This is a genomic window from Bradyrhizobium sp. LTSP885 (assembly GCF_000938305.1).
In the GTDB taxonomy this organism is placed as follows: Bacteria; Pseudomonadota; Alphaproteobacteria; order Rhizobiales; family Xanthobacteraceae; genus Bradyrhizobium.
The window spans coordinates 54222-72682 of sequence record NZ_JYMT01000035.1 but is presented as its reverse complement, the minus strand read 5'-3'; the positions used below and the strand labels follow the sequence as shown (position 1 = coordinate 72682).

Below are 18461 nucleotides of genomic sequence, written 5' to 3'. Positions count from 1 at the left end.
CTGTCGGCGCTGCTGTTGTACAAGGCAATTGCGGCGGGAGACAACAATGGGATCGGCGTAGCGGAGCTGGATCGCCTTTTGGATCGAATTTGTGCAAACGGTGCGAGCGCGATCTGCAGGAGTTGAGGATTCTTATGCAGATTGTGTGCAGACACGGCCTATCCGCTCGCGCCCGCAAATCCTGTCTGGTACGGACGGCGACATCGATCGGCCTCGTTCAATCCCTCGTCGTTCCCATGCACATCGGCAAACGCATCGGCATTATCCTGGTCTGGGTCACCGGGCTCGTATTCGTCTTTGCAGGTGTCAATAACAACGACCCCTATCTGGTCGTGCTGCGCGGGACGGGAAATCTGCTCCTCGCGATCACAAGTGTCGCCGTCGTGTTTACGTTGGTCCGCCGCGATGCTTGGCGCCGAGGCCGCTGGGCCGGGAAACTGCTGGTCGTGTTGTGGTGCCTGCCGCCACTTGCAATCCTGACCTCGCATGTCACGTTCGAACTACGGAAGCGGAGTGTTCTTCAGACCGAGCCTGCGCGTGCGCGATCCCTTGGACGGCACTTTATCGTCGGCTATTCGTCATTCGACGAGGTCGCGCGCCTCGCCGAGCAGGGCTTGATTGCCGGCATCTACGTCACCAGGCACAATGTCGCAGGCAGGACGGCGGCGGCGTTGAAAGCGGAGATCGCAGCGCTGCAGGACAGACGGCGGATCGCCGGTCTGCCGCCATTGATCGTCGCGGCAGATCAGGAGGGAGGTATTGTCTCTCATCTGGCGCCACCGTTGACGGCATTGCCGTCGCTGGCCTCGCTGGCCGAACTGGCGCCCGACGAACAGCGGGCGAAGGCCGAGGAGTTCGGACGCATCCACGGACGGGAGATGGCGTCGCTTGGTGTCAATCTCAATTTTGCACCGGTGCTCGACTTGCGGCCGGCGGCGCGGCGGAACCGGTTCGATTTCAACACGCTGATCAGCCAGCGTGCGATCTCCGATGATCCCGCCAAGGTCAGCATGATTGCAGCCGCCTACATCCACGGCCTCGAGGCATCAGGCGTCGGCGCAACGGTGAAGCATTTTCCCGGACTGGGCCGCGTGCGTGCCGATACGCATCATTTCAGCGCCGACCTCGATACGCCGATTGGTGAACTGGAAGCGACCGACTGGCGTCCCTTTCGCGAGGTGCTGTCGACATCAGATGCAAGATTGATGGTCGGGCACGTCGCCGTGGGCGCCCTTGATCCAGGCCGGCCCGCGTCGCATTCGAAGGCCGTCATCGATGGGCTGATCCGAAAGACCTGGAACTACCAGGGCATCGTCGTGACCGACGATCTGGTGATGGGGGCGATTTATCAGCACGACTTCTGCACCGCGGTCGTGGAGGCGTTGAATGCCGGCGTCGATCTGTTGCTGGTCGCCTATGATGGCGCGCAATTCTACCGCATCTTCGCCTGCGCCTCCAACGCAGCTAATCGGGATGCACTCGATACCGGCATGCTGCGTGACAGTGAGATACGGCTGAAGCGCACGCTAGAGATCGATTAGCCCACCACCTGCCTCAAATGGCGGCGCGCCAATCAGGACCCTGCACCGACGGCTGATTTGTAGTCCTGACGCTTCGACCAGGAGACGTAATAGGCAACGCCGGTCATGGCCACGATGCCGGCGACGCTGACGACGATCTGCATCGCCAGCGAGTTCGGGCCGGTAATCAGTACGAAGTGCGCAGCAAAGGAGAGGAACACGCCTGAGCAGAACACAGCCAGCCACTCCTCGCCGCACTTGATGATCGGCTGTAGCCCGTAAGATCGCAGGCCTTTCCACCCCTGCGGCAGCAACAGGGTGAACAGGAAAGTCAACGCCAGAAAATGCAGGATACGGTAAGGCGCGACGTTCTCCTTGTCGGTTGGCAGGAATGCGTCGGCCAACGAGCCCGGGATCATATCGGCAAGTGCCGGGATGCTGCTGCTGGAGGTCAGCATCAGGGCGAACAGCAGATACAACAACGCCGCAGCGCGTAGCGCTGGAATGGCCTGCATCGCTCGGGTCACGCGTTTGTATCGCTTGCCCATCAGTGCGAACCAGCTGCCCATCACGAACAGCAACTGCCAGCAGAAGGGGTTGAAGTACCAGCGCCCGTCCGGATATGACGCCAGATTCCAGTCGAGCACACGTGCCGCGGTATAGAGCGCCACCGATGCAGCGAGCGTCATGTTCGGCACGCGCAGCAACCCGAACAGAATGACGGGCAGGAACGCCATCAAGCCAATGAAGAGTTGCAGGACGTCGAGATTGAGCGGCTTGGCCTGCAGGAACAGGCCGTAGATCAGCGTCCGGATCGGGTGATCGATAAATCCCGTGATGTTGAACTCGCTGAATATCTCGGGTGCTGCGGTTCGGCTCGCGACGTAGCTGATCAGGTCAACATAGACCACGAACAGCACGATATAGGCCGCGTAGAGCTGCCACACGCGCTTGAAGATGCGGGTGGCCGCCACCAGGAACCCGCGTTCCAGTGTCATTCTGGCGTAGATGAGCGTCGCCGCGTAACCGCCGACGAACACGAACAGGTCGGTCGCGCCGCTAAAGCCGAAGTTGCGCAGGGTCAGCGCGCTGACCGCGTCGTGGGGGATGTGGTCCAGGAACAAAAACCAGTTCGCGATGCCAAGCAGCAGTGCGATCCGCAGATCGCCACCGCGTGCCACGATTTCGGCGTGTGTTGTCGGGTTCATTTGAAAGCAGGAGTCTGTCGGTCCGAGAAACGAATCGCTAATCTAGCGCGAACTTCCGCTCAGTCCGAATGGACTTTGCGTGGGTCATATCTAGTCTGCTTCCAATTCGGACGTAATGGCCCAACCGTGGTGAGGATCACATTTTCGAAATCACCGCGTGATCGCGCCTGCCTTCAGACAGGCTCGTGTTTGCGCAGATCGCGGGCGTGATCGAAGTCGGCGGCCTGCAAGTCGGCGCCGGCCGAGCCGACTTCTGGCAGGCCGGTGGCCTCGGAGAGGATGTCGCCCGTGATGTCCTCAACCGAAGACTCCGCAACCTCGTGGATGAAGCTGATATTGGTATACTCTCCGGACGCGACCCGCGCGACGACCTCGCGCCGTGTCATCTCGGGATCGACGATCGCTTCACGGCCGCGGCGGCCATAGTCGATCATTACGACGAAATACTGCATGTTCGAAAGTTCGATGTGGACGGTCAGTGGCCATTGTTACTGATATTCCGAATTATGTCAAGAATAATTTCAGATAATCGGAAAATACCCCCTGACGTGACCGATTCGGGTTCATCTCGCCCGAATCAGCCCGCCCGTCCAGGTGGGATTGCTATTTCTCGGAAGACCGCCCGCCTGTCCGGGCGGCCTTGCGGTTCTTCGACGCCGTCTTGCCGCGCAACCTTTCGATCTGACCGCGCGGCAGCGTAACGTAAATCTCGCCGATCCATTCGAGCTTTACGCCATTGATCGGCTTGGCGTTGAAACTCTTGAGATTGACCAGGCCTGAAGAACTGCCACGCTCGACTGTCTTCAGATAGCGCTCGCCGCTCTTCAGCCGCACCACAGCTTCCTCACCGTAAAAGCTCGACAGCGGATAGCGCTGCTCGCGAAACACGATAATGACGTCGCCATTCTCGTATTTCGGCAGCATCGAATCGCCCGAGACCTCGAAGGCGATGGTCTCCTCCGACATGGCAAACGGAAGTTCGACGTCACCAAGGCCTTCGGGCGGCACCTGCTCGAGGTCCGGCTCGATCGAGGCGCCGGCACCGACCCGGCCCATGATGGGCACCGAGTTCAGCTCCAGGTATTCCATGATTGGGGCGATCTCCGACGCCTTAATCAACCGTATTCCCGACAGGATTTCGGATACCGCCCCGGCCCGTACCCCCATCGCCTGGGCAAGTCCGCCCTTGGATTTGCCCGTCTTTTCCAGGGCCCGTTCGATCATAGCCACGTCAAGCATGATTCATCCTCCTCGAATCTGACTCCTTCATAGCAGTTACGATAATCGGAAATCAAGCTTGACTTTTCCTTCGGAATATCGTAAGCAAAGGGCGGCGCCGGCGGAATGACAGAAAAGCAGGAAATCTGGAATGGAAATGACGAACTGGCTGCCGGAACATTCGGCGGCGCTGCGGGATCTTCGGGTCCGTGGCATGTCCTATTCGAAGATTGCTCACACGATCAACGCAAAGTTCAATACGGCCTATACGAGATACGCGGCCCTGAGCCGGGGCCAGCGGATGGGGCTGGGGGGCCTCGATCGGCCCGCGCCGTCCCTACCGGGGGGAGCGGACCGGCCCCAACCGTCCTCGCCGGAGCGCCCCAGCCTTCAATCCCTTCGGGAGGTTCGTGCCGGGCCGATGGCTGACGTGTTTTGCTGGCCGAAAGCCTTCTCGGAAACCGTGGAATTGCCCAAGCTTCGCTGCGCCGAGGTTGTGCCGCGCCATCTTTCGCTGGTCGAACTCGGGCCCGCGGACTGCCGGTATCCCTATGGCGGCGACAGCGAGGGCGAGGTGGTCACCTATTGTGGGCATCCGTGCCAGCCTGGGTCGAGCTATTGCACGCCCCATTTCGAGCTGAGCCGCAACCCGAAGCTGCTGGCGAGGCCGGTGCTGAGCATCGACTGGCTTCGCGCTATCGGCGCGATCTGAGGCGATTCACCTCCTGACCATTGGACTTCGGTTCCCGATCGCAATCGTGCGGAAGCACCTGTCCGCGCGCCCTCCATCAGGCATCAAGGAGAATGTCCGTGCCGCGAGCCAGACGCCGAAAACCATATGATCCAGTCCAGGCGCATGACCGCCGGTCCCAGGATCTGCCCTATAACGCCGAGGTGGCGACCGTCGAGGTCGACGATCCCCTCGGGCTTGAGCTGGGTGAGACAATCATCGCGCTGCGCTCGATCCGAAACGATCCGCTTGGGCGGCTGCATGCTCACCGCCAGATCGACGATGCGCAGTATCGAGGCGGCCGTGCTTTCCAGGGCGATTGGGAGAGGGCTGAGCGGGGCCCGCGCGCGGTGGATACCACACGCGACTATGTAGACGGAGGTCAGCGGCGTGAGCCGATCACGGAGGGACAGCGTCAGTCGGCCCTGAGGTTGAACCGTGCCGAGCATGAGCTTGGCGCCGACGGCTCGATGCTCGTGCGCGACGTCCTGATTCTCGGCATGACCATGGAACAGGTTGGGCAGAGGCGCGGACTGCACACGCAGCGTTGGCAGGACTATTTTGCGCGGCGTTTCAGAGAATGCTTGGACCGACTGGCGCTTCTGTATGGATTTGCCACGTCGCATCCGGTTCCGGTGAAGGACCACCGGCGCTGACAATGAAGCAATGAGTTCACACGTCCATTCGCCGCGCCGTCATTTAGTCCGGCGCGGCGAATGTGTTGCAGTATTGCACCTGTAACTCTGTGGCCTGCCTCACACTTCTGATCACTATCGTGCAAGCCATTGGTTTGCTGTCCGTCCGTATCCTGCCCAAGACGGTCGACAGCGGCGCGGGCTCTCATGTAACCTCCCACTCGTGCTGAGGATCCCGTCTGCAGTTGAGCACAGTGTGATAGCCCGAAAATCACCTAAGCAATAAAGGGCGCACTCCATTCTACGATCGATTGAATGGAGGATCTGCTGTGAGAGCTGATCTGATCAATTCACCCATGGAGAACTGACTGATGAAGCACACTGGAAATTGCTTTTGCGGCGCCGTCGAACTGCAGGTCACGGGGGATCCGGAAGCGATGGGCTACTGCCATTGCCGTTCGTGCCGTTCCTGGTCCGGGGGTCCCGTAAATGCGTTCAGCCTTTGGAAGCCCGAAGCGGTGGAGGTGACAAAGGGCGCGCAGCATATCGCGGCATTCGAGAAGACAGAGATGAGCCAGCGCAAATATTGCACCAAATGCGGTGGTCATCTGATGACCAACCATCCGACGCTCGGGCTTGTCGACGTCTTCACGGCAACGATCCCGACTCTGACCTTCACCCCTGGTGTCCACGTCAACTATGCCGAGGCGGTCCTGCCGATACGCGATGGTTTGCCGAAGCTGAAGGATTTTCCGGCTGAGTTCGGCGGCTCCGGCGAGATGATCGCCGAGTAGCCGACGATTCTCCACCAACGAGGTCGCGTGGCGACAAGGCGTCGCCACGCGATGATCTTGTTTCCTCGCCGTCCGATATCCGGTCAAGCTGGGATCCGACGTGTTTCCGTGCAACTGAACGGCGTGGCTGCGCCGGATCCCATCGATCCGCTGGCAGTGGGGACCCGTTTGGCCGGTGACAGCCATGTCAGGCGGAAGTCCGGCCCTGCAAAATCCGGATTTGGTCTTGGTGATGCGCATCCGCTAAAAGGCGACTGCGCCGCCCAGAACGGCGACCGTCGAATTTCGCCTGACAAAATAAGCAGAGGAAGCTCCCGTCATGAGCGCCAGACCAGAATTGCCGGAGCGCACGCCGCGTGGAGAGGGCGTCCCGACGGCGCTCGATGGTCTCTTGGTGGTCGATTTTACGCGTGTCGTCGCAGGCCCGGCCTGTACGCAAACCCTCGCCGATTTCGGGGCCGACGTCATCAAGATCGAAAATCCGGACGGCGGTGATGACACGCGTGCCTACGAGCACGCCGAAATTGGCGGCGAAAGCGCCGCGTTCCTGAGCTTGAATCGAAACAAGCGCGGCATAGCGCTCGATTTCAACAATCCGGCTGCGCTCGACGTGGCGCGCGAGTTGATCGCGAAAGCCGATGTGGTTGTCGAGAATTTCTCCGGCGGCGTGATGAGGAAATTCGGCCTCGACTACGCGGCGGTCGCGCCGAGCAACCCGCGACTGATCTATTGTTCGATCTCGGCCTACGGCCGCAGAGGCGATTTTGCATTGCGTCCCGGTTTCGACCCGATCACGCAAGCCGAAAGCGGTTTCATGTCGCTCAACGGCTTTCCGGATGGCGAGCCGGTGCGCACCGGTCCACCGATTGTCGATATGGCAACGGGCATGTCGGCGTGTAACGCCATCCTGCTGGCGTTGATTGCGCGTGATCGGCTTGGCCGCGGTCAGCAGGTCGAGGTCGCGCTGATCGACACGGCGGTGGCGATGACCGGATTTTATGGCATGGCCTATCTGATCAATGGCAACAATCCGGGCCGTTTCGGCAACTCGCCAAACGGGTCGCCGACCGTGGGCGTCTACCGGGCGTCCGATGGACCGCTCTACATGGCTTGCGCCAATGATCGCCTGTATCGCCGACTTGTGATCGACGTGCTGGAGCGGCCCGATCTCGTCACCGACCCCGAATTCGCTCACCGCAAGGCACGGAGTGCCAACAAGGAGAAGCTGCGCTCCATTATTGCCTCTGTATTTGCGAGCGACACACTCGAGTACTGGATGGCGAAGATGAAGAAGGCCAATATTCCGGTCGGTTATCTGCGCACGGTCGAAGAGGGATTCAATGCACCCGAGGTGCGCGATCGCGATCGACTCAGCAAGATCCCTCATCCCACCGCCGGCTCGGTTCCAAACATCGAGTCGCCGGTCAATATGAGTTTTACGCCGACGGTCGATCCCGTTGCCGCTCCGTTGCTTGGCCAGCACACCGGAGACGTGTTGCGCAAGATGCTCGGCTACGACGACCGGCGTATCGCGGCGTTGGCCGAGGCGGGCGCTTTCGGTAAGGCTGCAACGACCGGCTAGCGCTGCCGGGCGGACCGCCGTTCATCGCAGGGCAGCCACTATCGAGCGGAAAATCATCCGCCGTCAATTCGCGCGCGCGCCGCTCCGACGTTACGGGTCGGGCGGCGCGTGCCAACGGTATCTGAGCCGAAATAGGCCCGTTTCAGCACTTAGTTCGGCTTGCTGCGCAGGTTGTTCCTTGGCATACTTTCAACTTCCTCGGGCTCCGCCCGATCGATTTCGAGGCGTGCCATTCGGAGTATCAAGGTTGCGGTCGTCAGGCCGAGACGTTCGGCCTCCTGGGCTGCAGTATCGACCTTCTGAGCCAAGCCTTCACGTTTACCTGGGTATGCCATTCGTGATCCTCACTTACGGTGCGAGATGAAAAATCCCACTTATGTTGCAGAGCTGCAGAAGAAGCTCGGAGCTCCGTCGAGCGAAACAATGGAAAGCCTGCGACTGTTGAAGGCCTTCCTTCGGCTTGCGCCCGACCAGCGCGGCGAAGTGATCGAACTGGTCGAACGTTTGGCGGCTCAACCGCCGGATGATCCCTCATTGTCATGAAGGGCTTCGGGTTCCCCCTGGTTATCAATTGCTGATTGGCTTGGCAGGCGGCTGCGTCGCGATCACGTAGACTGCGCCACCTTCGAGCGCCTCCGATTGATGGCGCGTGCCGGCTGGCAACAGGATGGTGTCGCCGGCGCTGACGATGCGCTCCCCGCTATCCCAGATGAAATTCAGACGGCCGCTGAGGATCATCAGAATTTCGTCTACCGGATGGGTGTGGAAGTGATGCACCTTGCCGGCAGCGTCGTGCTGCAATTCGACGGATCCCTGCGCGGGAAGCAGGTTCAGAATCGCGGGATCGATGGCGAATTCGGTCTTCGTGCCTGCGATGATCCGGGTCATGCTGCCTGCTCCTTGTTCTCGATGGATGGTGTCTTGTTCTGCGCGAGCTTGGCGAAGGGGCAGCCTCCGCCGGTGTTATTGTCGTCGTCCAGGAAGTACTGCAGATACTCGCGCCCGTCGGCCGCGCCATAGCGGCCAAGCAGCGGCGAGGGGCTCGCGCTGTCGTAGGGGATGAGACGCTTGCGGACCTCGGCGAAAGCGGCGTTGGCCGCCTTCTCCGTCCCGAGGATCTTCTCGAACACCCAACGTGGCTGGAAGGTGAGCATGAAAGCACTGGATCTGCGGCTCTGCCGCATCACATGCGCAGGCGTCGTGCACACCACGAAGATCGGCTCGCCCGCGAACGAGAACTCCCACATCGGATGGTCGATCTGTTCGGGAATTTCAGCCGGCCATGGGTTCTTGTCCAGGTGCGCGAGCTGGTCGAGCGTCAGCCACAGCTTGCGATAATAGGCATCGAGGGTTTGCACCGGCCGAGGCCGCGTGAACACGATCAACGAGGTATTGGGACCAAACGAGCGCGACTGCGACACATATTGCGCGAGCTGTTCGCCGAGGACCGCAACATCGTACGGATCAAGGAACAGGTAGCGCAGCTGATCCTGGCGATGTCCCGCCACTCCGAATACACAAGGAAACGGCCTTGCCTCGCTGCTCATCTGTGCTTCGAATTCGGAGAACATCACGCTTTGCCAGCTGCTCACCGGATAGTTCGACGCCACTTCGTCTCTTCTTAAAAACAAGCGCTCCATAATACCCCCTTCACTCTCAATGAGACTAGCGAGCAATCAACTTGCTCCTCATCAGCAACGGTCCGGCAATGCCCGGCAACGACATGAGCAGCAGAATGGCAATCAAGACGCTGTAGCCGGCATCGCCGATCACAGCCGAGTTGTGCACGGCGTCGGTCCCCGAGACCTGGCTGGCAGCGAGCATGGCGAAGCCGATGACGGGTTGCGAAGCGCCGGCGAAGATTCCGGCGGCGGTGGTGTTTACCGAAGCGCCAACTCCGATCAGGTCAGCGGTGTAAAGTTTCTTGACGCATTTCAGCACCAGCGGAACGGTGCCTCCGGCGACGAGACCCAACGCCGTGAACACGACGGTGACGTAGACGAAGCCGAGGGCGTGCGCGACCGGGGGCAGCAGCAGCGCGATCAGAACCATGCGCAGCAGACAGATGCGGACCAGCGCGCTGTCGAGCGCCGCGGCGGCGCGGTCGGCGACGTGCCCGAGGAAGATCGAGCCAATCGCGTTGCCGATCATGAACGCGAGCAGGGGCGTGCCTGCGGTCGTCGGTGAAATGTGGAAGAGATGCGCCACCATCGGAATACCCCACACGCCGGATAGCGTCGTGACCACTGCGAAGTGCGACGCAAACGTCATCGCGCAACCCCAGTTCGCGACGTGTGCCAATGATTGCCGTGCAGCCATGGCGACGCCCTTCAGCGTCTTGCTGCTATGCGAGACCGGATCGGGCTTGAGCGCGAGCTTGGCAAAAGCGAGGTTGGCGAGGCCGATGCAGGCAATGAACAGGAAGCACGCTCGCCAGCCAAAGCCCGAGACCGCGGCTGCGAGCGGCGTGGTCGCGATCACGCCTCCGACGTAGCCGGAGACCTGCGAAATACCCGACATCACGCCGAACCGCTCGTCAGAAAAGCTTTGCGCGACGAGCTTCAAGAGCGCGGTGAAGACCAGTGCGTCGCCGCAGGCGACCACCAGACGAGCCGCAAAAACGTCGAGCAGATTCGGCGCCAGCGCGAATGCTGCGCTGCCGAGCGACGATGCGATCATGCTGGCCAGCACGACGCGTTTGACGCCGTAGCGGTCGACCAGGAGACCCGCCGGGATCTGCATCAAGGTGTAGCCCCAGAAATAGCTGGAGGCGAGCATCGCAACACCGGCAGCGTCGGTGTTGAAATCGTGCATGAAGCTCAGGCTCACCGATTGCGGTGATACGCGCTGCAGGAACGCGATCGCGTATGCGATGGCCACCGCCGTCCATGCCAGGTAGGCACGATCGGTCAGACGTGACGTGGGGGCATATACCGCTTGTTGTCCAAACGTCGACATCACACCCTCGCGTAGCCAACCGAGAAAAGGGCATCTGCTGAATTCGGGATCTTGCGCGACATCGCCGCATCGACAAGCGAAGCGGCGCCGTGATAGGCCTGCCGATGGTGCTTAATGTGGCCGTAGGCGCCGCGCATGATCATGTCGGGTACCTCGAGCGGTTTGTCCGGATAGAGCGACGCGCACATTTCGACACAGGCCGCCTGCAATCCAGGGTCCTGTGTGTCGTCGAGCAGCGACGGCGTCACCTTTTCACATATCTTGGCGTTGGCGGCCCAAACGATCGGATTGCGAGTCCGCCAACCGTAGAGCACGCCGCCTTCGGCTCTTTCGGCAGCGCCCGAGCATTTCAGGACTTCGGAGGTGAAGAAGCCGTAAAGGCCGCGGCCCTGATGGGCCGGCAGCACCTCGGTGCCGCTGCGATAAATCGCAAGTCCGGCCGACATTTGCAGCACGCGGTAGACCGAAAAGGCCACGAGACCCGAGCTGTCATATACCAGGACGAGGCTGTATTTCCCGTCGAACGGCGAAGAGGCGGCCGTCCAGTGCGGTTCGGTGGCTTGCCAGTTAACGGCAATGATGCCGTTCATGGCGTCCATCAGGGGCTGACGGTCGGCGGCCTGAATCTGGGAAGCGTCGGGGAAGCTATAGATCGCGTAATCTGTCCAAGGCGAGTTGATCGCCCGATATCGGCTGCCCAGATGTCGCGACATGGCAGAACTCCAGTATTCCACCGCGAGCTATACAGGGGAGCCTCGAATGGCTTAAAGGACAATATGCCCTCGAAACCTGCCAAACCGGCCCGACTCGAGCCTCTGGACAAGATCCCCACGCGACGGATCGCCATCGTCGCCTTTCCGGGCGTGACCTTGCTCGACATCTCAGGTCCTGCGCAGGTGTTCGCGGAACTGGAGGCGATCGAGCTGTCCGGGCCAGGCTATTCGCTGTCGTATCTCTCGACCGCGGGTGGGCTGGTGCCGACCGATGTCGGCATGATGATCGACACCGCCTCGATTGATAGTGTTGCGCCCGTTGAGGTCGACACGCTGGTAATCCCCGGCGGGCCGGGCATCTGGAAGATCCGCCACGACGACAAGCTGATGAAATGGATGACGCAGGCGTTGCCGAAGGCGCGCCGTGTCGCGTCAGTATGCCTCGGAGCGTTTGCGCTTGCCTGGACCGGCATTCTCGACGGCAAGCGTGCCGCGACCCACTGGCGCTATTGTCCGCGACTGCAAGACAGCTTCCCCAAGATCCGCGTCGAGCCCAACGCGATCTTCGTCAAGGACGGGCGGGTCTGGTCGTCAGCCGGTGTCAGCGCGGGCATCGACCTGGCGCTTGCCATGATCGAGGAGGATTTCGGCCACACCACCGCGCTCGATGTCGCGCGCAGGCTTGTCGTGTTCCTGAAGCGGCCGGGCGGCCAGAGCCAGTTTTCGACGGTCCTTGCGGCGCAGGCATCTGATGTCGAGGGGCGCTTCAGTGCGCTGCATGCGTGGATCATCGAGAACATTGCGAGCGACCTCAAGGTAGAGACGCTCGCGGAAAAGGCCGGGATGACGCCGCGCACGTTCGCCCGCACCTATGTCAGTCGCACCGGAATGACGCCCGCGAGCGGCGTCGAGGCGCTACGCGTGGAAACGGCGCGGTTGCTGCTCGAGAGCCGCCAGATCGGCGGCGTGGTCGAGGTGGCGAAGCGCGCAGGCTTCGGGGATGATGAGCGGATGCGTCGAGCTTTCCTGCGGCACCTCGGTGTCTCCCCGACAGAATACCGAAACCGGTTTTCGGGCAGGTAGAGCGGGGTCCGCCGCACGGCACGGGTTGCGAAATCCTGGCACGGATGCCGATCTATCCCGCCAGCGAATAGCAGACCATCGAAGGCGGATTCATCGGTTCGAGGCGGTAGCTTTTCCGGTTTGTCTGCGGCTAATGTGCCGGCCAAATCGGGAGAGAAACACCATGAATGACGGGACCCCCATTCAACCGGCGCGCAATGTCGAACTCGGCGCCAGCGGCGAGGAGTACCAGAATCTGCACGAATTCGTGCGGAAGGCCCGCGCCAGGCTGAACCAGAATGCCTGGGACTATATCGTCGGCGCCTCCGAGACCGAGACCACGATGCGCCGCAACAGAATCGCGCTGGACGAAATTGCTTTCCGGCCGCGGGTGCTGCGCAACGTGGCTCGTGTCGATCCTTCGGTCGAAGTGTTCGGGCGTAAACTGCGGATTCCCGTGATGATCGCCCCGGTCGGTGCGCTCGAGATCTTCGATCCCGGCGCCGGTGGCGCTGTCGCGCGTGGCGCGGGCCGGTTCGGTGCGGCGCATATGCTGAGTTCGGTCTCGGAACCGGGGCTGGAAGATACCGCGAAGGCCGCGCCTGACGCGCTGCGTATCTATCAGCTCTATGTGCGCGGCGACGACGCCTTCGTCGAGGATGTGGTCAGCCGTACCATCGCCAACGGCTATGCTGCGTTCTGCCTCACCGTCGACACCGCCCATTACAGCCGGCGCGAGCGCGACATTGCCAAGCGCTACGTCCGCGAAAGCCGCATCCGCGCCACCGGCGGTGATTTCCAGAAGGGTCTGGAATGGCGGACCGTGAAGTTGATCAAGGACAAGTTCAAGATTCCACTCGTCATCAAGGGGATCGCCACCGCGGAAGATGCGAAGATCGCCGTCGATCATGGGGTCGACTGGATTTATGTGTCGAACCATGGCGGGCGGCAGCTCGACCACGGCCGTGGTTCGATGCACGTATTGCCCGAGATCGTTCAGGCCGTCGCCGGCCGCGCCAAGATCATGGTCGACGGCTCGTTCTACCGTGGCACCGACATCGTCAAGGCGATCATTTCGGGAGCTGATCTGGTCGGCATCGGCCGGCTGCACTGCTGGGCGCTTGCCGCCGCGGGCGAGGCTGGCATTGTGCGCATGCTTGAATTGCTGGAGGACGAGGTGATCCGTTGCCTCGGGCTGCTCGGCGTCACCAGCTTTGCCGAGCTGGACAAGTCCTATCTGCACCCGGCGATGCCGACCAATCTGCCGAGCGTGTTCAGCGCTTTTCCGCTTCTGGACATCGAGCCGTACCGCTACTGAGTAGCTACGCGGCCCGTGTAAATCGCTCGGCAGGGGGATCGCGGCCATCGCGAGCCTCGCTCGCGCTCGCCGGATCATTCTGTGATGTTCATGAAGACGCCGCGGCAACGACAAAGTCTGAGCGAAATGCCGCAATAGTCGAAACGGATGGCAGATAACCCATTCGCTGAATTTTCCCTCGAGAGAGCTATTGGATTGCGCTGGACGCTGCGGGACATCCAGGCCGGCCGGCTCAAATTGTCACCGCCCAGCGACGAGGATTTGCAGGTTCTCGCCGCGCTTGGTCTGATCGAATTAAGTGACGATGAGCCGGTGCTGACGCCCGCGGGTGCCGCGGTGCTGAGCGGCTAGCTGGGGCCGCATACGGCGATCTAGCGAGCCTTCAGGAAGCTCTCGCCGGAATTGCAGGGCGCGCACTGATAGGTCAGCACGTCATAAACCTGGTCGCGCGGCTCGATCACCGCGAGCCGCATCTGTGCACCGCACTTCATGCACGGCATTTCTATGCTGGTCTTGAACCGGGTGCAGGTCGGCGTCGGACGGAAAGTGTGCAGCATCGTATCCCCATGTCCCCAACAGAGACGCAAACGCCACCAACTGAAGCCCGAATCACTATGCCACAGTGCTGACATGATTGGAATCCGGGCGGTAGCGGGGTCTGCAGGCTCCCATTTGGGTAAATTTTCCTCGACGGGCGGGGGCGAGCGGTGGCCACGGTTGTTGGCGATCCGGCGCTGACGCGAGCGCAATCTATGCTAACGTTGCCGAAAGCAAATATCAGGGGGGCAAACATGATCGAGCCAAAGCTTGAAGTTCCTGCCGAACTCCGCGACCTCGCGGAAAAGACCATCGACCAGGCCGAGAGGGCCTTCGGCATGTTCTTCGATGCCGCCAGCAAGTCGATGACGGCGATGCCCGGCACCGGAACCGAGATGTCCAAACAGGCGCTGTCCTTTACCGAACAGAACATGAAGGCGGCGTTCGAGCATGCGCGAAAGCTGGTGCATGCGACCGATCTGCAGGAGGCGATGCGGATCCAGTCGGAATTCCTGCGCAGCCAGTTCACCAATGCCGGCGAACATATGCGTCAGATCACCGGAAGCGTGATGACGGCCACCAAGGACGCGACCAAGGGAAAATTCTAGGGCAGAGCTTTCGGCGCCTTTGCGTTTAACGTCGGCGTGCAGCAGCAAAGCCGAGCAGGAATGCAACGAACAGGCTGGCGAGCGGTGCTTCGCGCGTGACCGCGCTTACCGTGGCAAGGGCTCCGCCCGGCCGGCGAGAGGCGGCAATTACGCCGCTGAGCCGATCGACGGCGGTTCGAAGTCCGTCCGACACTTCGGTGATCGTACGCGACACATCGGTCGCCGCATCTATGGCGCGCTCGCCGAGGCTGGGTTGCAGCGGGGATTCGGGTATTTCCAAAGTCATATGATGTCCCGCCGGTTCACCGAAAGACGAAGGTGGCCGTCACCTTGGCTATCCGTGCTGCGCTTACGGTTGAACAGCGGGTCCGACGACCTTCGCTATCCGCAACAGGCGCCGTTTTGGACGGCGGGGTGACGGCCACACTCTGGAAATGCCGTAGCTGAGGATTAGTTCCGTGGACATACCTCGCTTTCAGTGGGGGGGAACCGGAAACTTCTGAGCAAGTCGGGGCTTGATTCAGCGAACACAATTACAGCGCAGGCCTCCGCCATGATGAATGCTAGCACGATGAAGGACAGAAAACGGCAGGGTGGCACGCCACTTGTGGTGGCCGCGGTAGTCGCGATCCTCGGTGTCTCGGGCATGTTGATCGTCGACCATGGTCCGTGGAACAAGCCAAAGGTGCGGGCGGCCGAGACCGCCAACTACTCGACGACCGGCGAGGCCGCGCGCGCTGTCGGTGCAACGGTGAAGCAGACTGCACCCACGTCGCCCCTTGAGCCTGTCCCGCCTGGCCCAAAGCCGGTTGGTCCGGCGAACCCGAGCCCACCGCAGTAGGAGCCGTGCATCGTCACGGCATCCTGTTGGTCAAATGCGTGTTCAGGCCGGCCCGCGCGGGAGCCACACGCGAGCGCGCTAAGTTGCGGTCATGGAGCTTTTGTCCCGGAAGCCGGGAAAGCCGCAAAACAGAATTCGACCCGTCGAGCAACTCAGCGGCATAAAGCCATCATCGCGATTGTCGAGCGAGAGATGGTCAGTCAGCGCATGCTGACAAACATGCCCCAGGCCGCGGCTAGCCCGGCGGCGACCAACACCAGGAACGGACTGTCGCAGAACAAGCCGCCATACGTGCACATGGTGGCGCCGAGCGAACCGACCTGATGATGGCCCGCAGCATAGAACAGGCCCGACAAGACCGCGAGCACGGCAGCAACGAAATACATCGACGCCTCCCTGCGATGCGTATACCGCGCAGGCCAGTCCGACCAACGCCAGCCAAAACTGTCCTGATGCCGATCCAGGCGCCGCACTGGCCGCCCGCTTGACGCGTCGGGCAACTCAGCTGCACACTGACATCATCGCAACAAGCATACGGGCGGCCGGCCGAAACAAGGGTTGCGATTCCGCGTTCTGCGCAGACTTTCGATGAAGGCAGTTTCTCTCCGTCGAAGCCGGCGCATCGCATTTTACCGATTTCATTTAGTTTATAAGAAAGTTTGACACGTCGGGCAACTCACCAGCATAATCCTATCATCGCGAAATTGTTGAAGCCTGCACGGAGAAATCCGCGGCGGGCTTTTTTGTTGCCGATTTTACCAATCGGACGGCGGCCGCACGTCACGACGCCACACCTCCCTACGCCTTCGCCTGTGCGTCGGAAGCGCGCCGCCGTCCGAACCCCTTGAATCTGGTATAGTTTGGCCGGTGCGCGCGAAAGCGCCGGCCCGCGGCGCGGCGAAAGCCGGCGCCGCACGCGGCCCCTGTCATCAGGGATAAGGTTCGCGCCCCAAAGATCGCAGCAGTTGCGCGATCTGCCGCACATTAAATTCCACGGTCCGCGCCGCGCGTTGCCGGCCGATCAACGAGGCCTTGAATGACCGCCTATCTGATATCGCTCGCGCTCGCGGGGCTGCTAGCCATTGCCCTTTGGGAGGTCGTTGCGTGAGCGCAGAGATCATTCAGCTCATTCCGCGGCCGCGTCACGATCGTGGGCAGACGGATTTTCCGACAATCGTATTCCGCTCGGCCGTGTCCGATCCGAACGTGGCGAAGGCGTTCTGCCTGTGGCCCGCAAGCTTGGGATATCGCGCAAGCTTCTGCATGACTGGATCAAGGCGTGGAAGGCCCACGGGCCTGAGGGATTGAATCGCAAGCGCGGCCCCAAACCCCGGCCTCGCAAGTTACGCCCATTAGCCGAACCGGCGGCGACGGGCAGCCGCGGCAAACTGGCCCAGGCGCGGGCGAAGATTGGCGAACTTGAACGCAAGATCGGACAGCGGCGCTCGATATCGAGTTTTTCAAAAAGCCTTACGCGCCTTGGACGCAGCGGATCGGCAAGGCTCAACCGCGCCCGCCTCACGGAAGTCATCGAAGTCATGACTGCATCGGATGCCGGCGAAGTCGACGTTCAACATCTCTGCAAGCTCGCAGGCGTTTCCCGGGCGAGTTATTGCCGCCGCCTCGAGGCGGTGCCCCGCGCGAAGCCGACGTGGAGCTGACCAGCCATATTCAGCGGCTCAGCTTGCGCCACAAATTTTGTGGCTACCGGCGCATCACAGCCGAGCTCAGACGTTCGGGCATGGTTATAAATGCCAAGCGGGTTCAGCGGCTTATGCGCGAGGACAACCTCATCGCCATGCGCCGCAAGCCTTTCGCACCGCCCACCTCGGACAGCCGGCACGGCTCTCTCATCGTGCCTAATCTGTTGCGCGGCCTAGTGCCTTCGGGGCCGGACCAGATCTGGGTGGCGGATATCACTTACGTTCGCTTGCGCGAGGCCTTCGCCTATCTTGCCGTCATTCTCGACGGCTTCTCCCGCAAGGTGGTGGGCTGGGCCCTGGCATCCCATCTCGATGCCTCGCTTGCGGTGGAGGTGCTGGATCGCGCGCTTGCCGATCCCAAGCTAAGACCTGCCAGCCTCATTCATCATTCCGATCGCGGCGTGCAATATGCCTCAATCGATTATCGCCAGCGCCTCGCCGGCCACGATATCACCGTCAGCATGAGCAGACCCGGCAACCCTTACGACAATGCCAAAGCCGAGAGCTTCATGAAGACCCTCAAAACCGAAGAAGTCGACGGTCGCCGCTTCAAGAATATCGAGCACGCAAGGCGTTCCATTGGCGTCTTCATCGACACCATCTACAATACCGAGCGCCTTCACTCCGCCCTCGGTTATCGCCCGCCGCGTGAATTCGAAACCAACCTTGCGCTAGCCCAAACTCCTAAACCAAAATGCAAAGCACCCCTGTCACAGAAATTAGCGTGTCTCACGTACGGGGTGCAGTCCAGGACTGTCACCGCAATTTGTTGGCCGCGAACTCCGCGTTGTACGTGGCCGGCGATGGCGACCGTGTCCTTTCCTGGCACGGATCAGCTTCTCGCGAATCTCAAGATCCGCGTGCCGGCGCTGGAAAAGATTCAGATGATGCCCCGCTACGAACATTGGACGCAGCAGGAGTGATCATGCCCGTTCTTGGTAGCAACTCTGACATCGTTGAGTAGCTGCGAAGCATCGGCCATTGGCCGCCTTCTTCCATAACAACTGTTCGGCGAGCGACCGAAGTTGGCCTGA

General features: G+C 61.2%; 24 protein-coding genes. 13 read left to right on the top strand and 11 right to left on the bottom strand.

Translation table 11 applies throughout. From position 1 onward, the window contains the following. The first annotated feature begins 236 nt into the window (after window positions 1-236). Window positions 237-1541: a glycoside hydrolase family 3 N-terminal domain-containing protein gene (locus UP09_RS21835; protein ID WP_044540343.1), complete on the top strand. Its 1305-nt coding sequence runs from the start codon at window positions 237-239 to the stop codon at window positions 1539-1541. Between the two features lie 32 nt (window positions 1542-1573). Here UP09_RS21835 and UP09_RS21830 read toward each other — a convergent pair whose 3' ends face one another. The 3 genes from UP09_RS21830 to UP09_RS21820 all read right to left on the bottom strand — a co-directional run bounded on the left by UP09_RS21830 (window position 1574) and on the right by UP09_RS21820 (window position 3967). Then, window positions 1574-2728: an OpgC domain-containing protein gene (locus UP09_RS21830; protein ID WP_044540342.1), complete on the bottom strand. Its 1155-nt coding sequence runs from the start codon at window positions 2726-2728 to the stop codon at window positions 1574-1576. A 173-nt stretch (window positions 2729-2901) separates the two neighbouring features. After that, the gene (locus UP09_RS21825; protein ID WP_044540341.1) at window positions 2902-3180 is read right to left on the bottom strand and encodes a hypothetical protein; all 279 of its coding nucleotides are present in this window, start codon (window positions 3178-3180) and stop codon (window positions 2902-2904) included. A gap of 151 nt (window positions 3181-3331) precedes the next feature. Continuing rightward, window positions 3332-3967: a S24 family peptidase gene (locus UP09_RS21820; RefSeq protein WP_044540340.1), complete on the bottom strand. Its 636-nt coding sequence runs from the start codon at window positions 3965-3967 to the stop codon at window positions 3332-3334. Between the two features lie 130 nt (window positions 3968-4097). On the opposite strand from UP09_RS21820, the gene UP09_RS36615 reads away from it, so the two are divergent. From UP09_RS36615 to UP09_RS21800, 4 genes are all read left to right on the top strand, one after another. Next, window positions 4098-4658, top strand: coding sequence for a GcrA family cell cycle regulator (locus UP09_RS36615; protein ID WP_044540339.1), 561 nt, complete (start codon window positions 4098-4100; stop codon window positions 4656-4658). Window positions 4659-4756: 98 nt separating this feature from the next. After that, window positions 4757-5332, top strand: a complete 576-nt coding sequence (locus UP09_RS21810) for a hypothetical protein (RefSeq protein WP_044540465.1) — start codon at window positions 4757-4759, stop codon at window positions 5330-5332. Window positions 5333-5682: 350 nt separating this feature from the next. Beyond that, window positions 5683-6105 (top strand): GFA family protein, encoded by a 423-nt coding sequence (locus UP09_RS21805; RefSeq protein ID WP_044540338.1) that lies wholly within the window; start codon window positions 5683-5685, stop codon window positions 6103-6105. Between the two features lie 319 nt (window positions 6106-6424). Then, a complete protein-coding gene (locus UP09_RS21800) occupies window positions 6425-7687 on the top strand; it encodes a CaiB/BaiF CoA transferase family protein (RefSeq protein ID WP_044540337.1) in 1263 nt (420 codons plus the stop codon). Between the two features lie 149 nt (window positions 7688-7836). Here UP09_RS21800 and UP09_RS21795 read toward each other — a convergent pair whose 3' ends face one another. Further along, complete coding sequence (locus UP09_RS21795) at window positions 7837-8022, bottom strand: hypothetical protein (protein ID WP_016847356.1); 186 nt, start codon at window positions 8020-8022, stop codon at window positions 7837-7839. 25 nt (window positions 8023-8047) lie between these two features. On the opposite strand from UP09_RS21795, the gene UP09_RS21790 reads away from it, so the two are divergent. After that, entirely contained in the window at window positions 8048-8230 is a 183-nt protein-coding gene (locus tag UP09_RS21790) for a hypothetical protein (protein ID WP_044540336.1), read from the top strand. A 24-nt stretch (window positions 8231-8254) separates the two neighbouring features. Here the strand turns inward: UP09_RS21790 and UP09_RS21785 are convergent, their stop codons facing one another. From UP09_RS21785 to UP09_RS21770, 4 genes are all read right to left on the bottom strand, one after another. Then, window positions 8255-8575 carry a cupin domain-containing protein gene (locus UP09_RS21785; RefSeq protein ID WP_044540335.1) on the bottom strand — a complete coding sequence of 107 codons (321 nt, stop codon included), beginning with the start codon at window positions 8573-8575 and terminating at the stop codon, window positions 8255-8257. Then, entirely contained in the window at window positions 8572-9297 is a 726-nt protein-coding gene (locus tag UP09_RS21780; RefSeq protein WP_245302117.1) for a YqcI/YcgG family protein, read from the bottom strand. The genes UP09_RS21785 and UP09_RS21780 overlap by 4 nt, the downstream gene beginning before the upstream one ends. 55 nt (window positions 9298-9352) lie before the next feature. Continuing rightward, the gene (locus tag UP09_RS21775; RefSeq protein ID WP_245302115.1) at window positions 9353-10567 is read right to left on the bottom strand and encodes an MFS transporter; all 1215 of its coding nucleotides are present in this window, start codon (window positions 10565-10567) and stop codon (window positions 9353-9355) included. Between the two features lie 77 nt (window positions 10568-10644). Continuing rightward, window positions 10645-11379 (bottom strand): hypothetical protein, encoded by a 735-nt coding sequence (locus UP09_RS21770; RefSeq protein ID WP_245302113.1) that lies wholly within the window; start codon window positions 11377-11379, stop codon window positions 10645-10647. Window positions 11380-11421: 42 nt separating this feature from the next. On the opposite strand from UP09_RS21770, the gene UP09_RS21765 reads away from it, so the two are divergent. From UP09_RS21765 to UP09_RS21755, 3 genes are all read left to right on the top strand, one after another. Next, window positions 11422-12441: a GlxA family transcriptional regulator gene (locus UP09_RS21765; RefSeq protein WP_044540331.1), complete on the top strand. Its 1020-nt coding sequence runs from the start codon at window positions 11422-11424 to the stop codon at window positions 12439-12441. Window positions 12442-12604: 163 nt separating this feature from the next. Continuing rightward, window positions 12605-13738, top strand: a complete 1134-nt coding sequence (locus tag UP09_RS21760; RefSeq protein WP_044540330.1) for an alpha-hydroxy acid oxidase — start codon at window positions 12605-12607, stop codon at window positions 13736-13738. 195 nt (window positions 13739-13933) lie between these two features. Then, the gene (locus UP09_RS21755) at window positions 13934-14089 is read left to right on the top strand and encodes a hypothetical protein (RefSeq protein ID WP_349643919.1); all 156 of its coding nucleotides are present in this window, start codon (window positions 13934-13936) and stop codon (window positions 14087-14089) included. A gap of 20 nt (window positions 14090-14109) precedes the next feature. Here UP09_RS21755 and UP09_RS21750 read toward each other — a convergent pair whose 3' ends face one another. Next, the gene (locus UP09_RS21750; protein ID WP_044540328.1) at window positions 14110-14295 is read right to left on the bottom strand and encodes a hypothetical protein; all 186 of its coding nucleotides are present in this window, start codon (window positions 14293-14295) and stop codon (window positions 14110-14112) included. 234 nt (window positions 14296-14529) lie between these two features. Here UP09_RS21750 and UP09_RS21745 point away from each other — a divergent pair, with 234 nt between their 5' ends. Continuing rightward, window positions 14530-14883: a phasin gene (locus UP09_RS21745; RefSeq protein WP_044540327.1), complete on the top strand. Its 354-nt coding sequence runs from the start codon at window positions 14530-14532 to the stop codon at window positions 14881-14883. A 25-nt stretch (window positions 14884-14908) separates the two neighbouring features. On the opposite strand, the gene UP09_RS21740 is transcribed toward UP09_RS21745, so the two are convergent. Then, window positions 14909-15169 (bottom strand): hypothetical protein, encoded by a 261-nt coding sequence (locus UP09_RS21740; protein ID WP_044540326.1) that lies wholly within the window; start codon window positions 15167-15169, stop codon window positions 14909-14911. Between the two features lie 285 nt (window positions 15170-15454). On the opposite strand from UP09_RS21740, the gene UP09_RS21735 reads away from it, so the two are divergent. Then, window positions 15455-15724, top strand: a complete 270-nt coding sequence (locus tag UP09_RS21735; RefSeq protein ID WP_245302111.1) for a hypothetical protein — start codon at window positions 15455-15457, stop codon at window positions 15722-15724. A 200-nt stretch (window positions 15725-15924) separates the two neighbouring features. Here the strand turns inward: UP09_RS21735 and UP09_RS21730 are convergent, their stop codons facing one another. Further along, the gene (locus UP09_RS21730) at window positions 15925-16110 is read right to left on the bottom strand and encodes a hypothetical protein (protein WP_044540324.1); all 186 of its coding nucleotides are present in this window, start codon (window positions 16108-16110) and stop codon (window positions 15925-15927) included. Window positions 16111-16950: 840 nt separating this feature from the next. Between UP09_RS21730 and UP09_RS21725 the strand changes: the two genes are divergently transcribed. Beyond that, the gene (locus tag UP09_RS21725; protein ID WP_245302109.1) at window positions 16951-17385 is read left to right on the top strand and encodes a helix-turn-helix domain-containing protein; all 435 of its coding nucleotides are present in this window, start codon (window positions 16951-16953) and stop codon (window positions 17383-17385) included. Continuing rightward, a complete protein-coding gene (locus UP09_RS21720) occupies window positions 17376-18350 on the top strand; it encodes an IS3 family transposase (RefSeq protein WP_197082715.1) in 975 nt (324 codons plus the stop codon). Before UP09_RS21725 ends, UP09_RS21720 begins: the two co-directional genes overlap by 10 nt. Window positions 18351-18461: the final 111 nt, after the last annotated feature.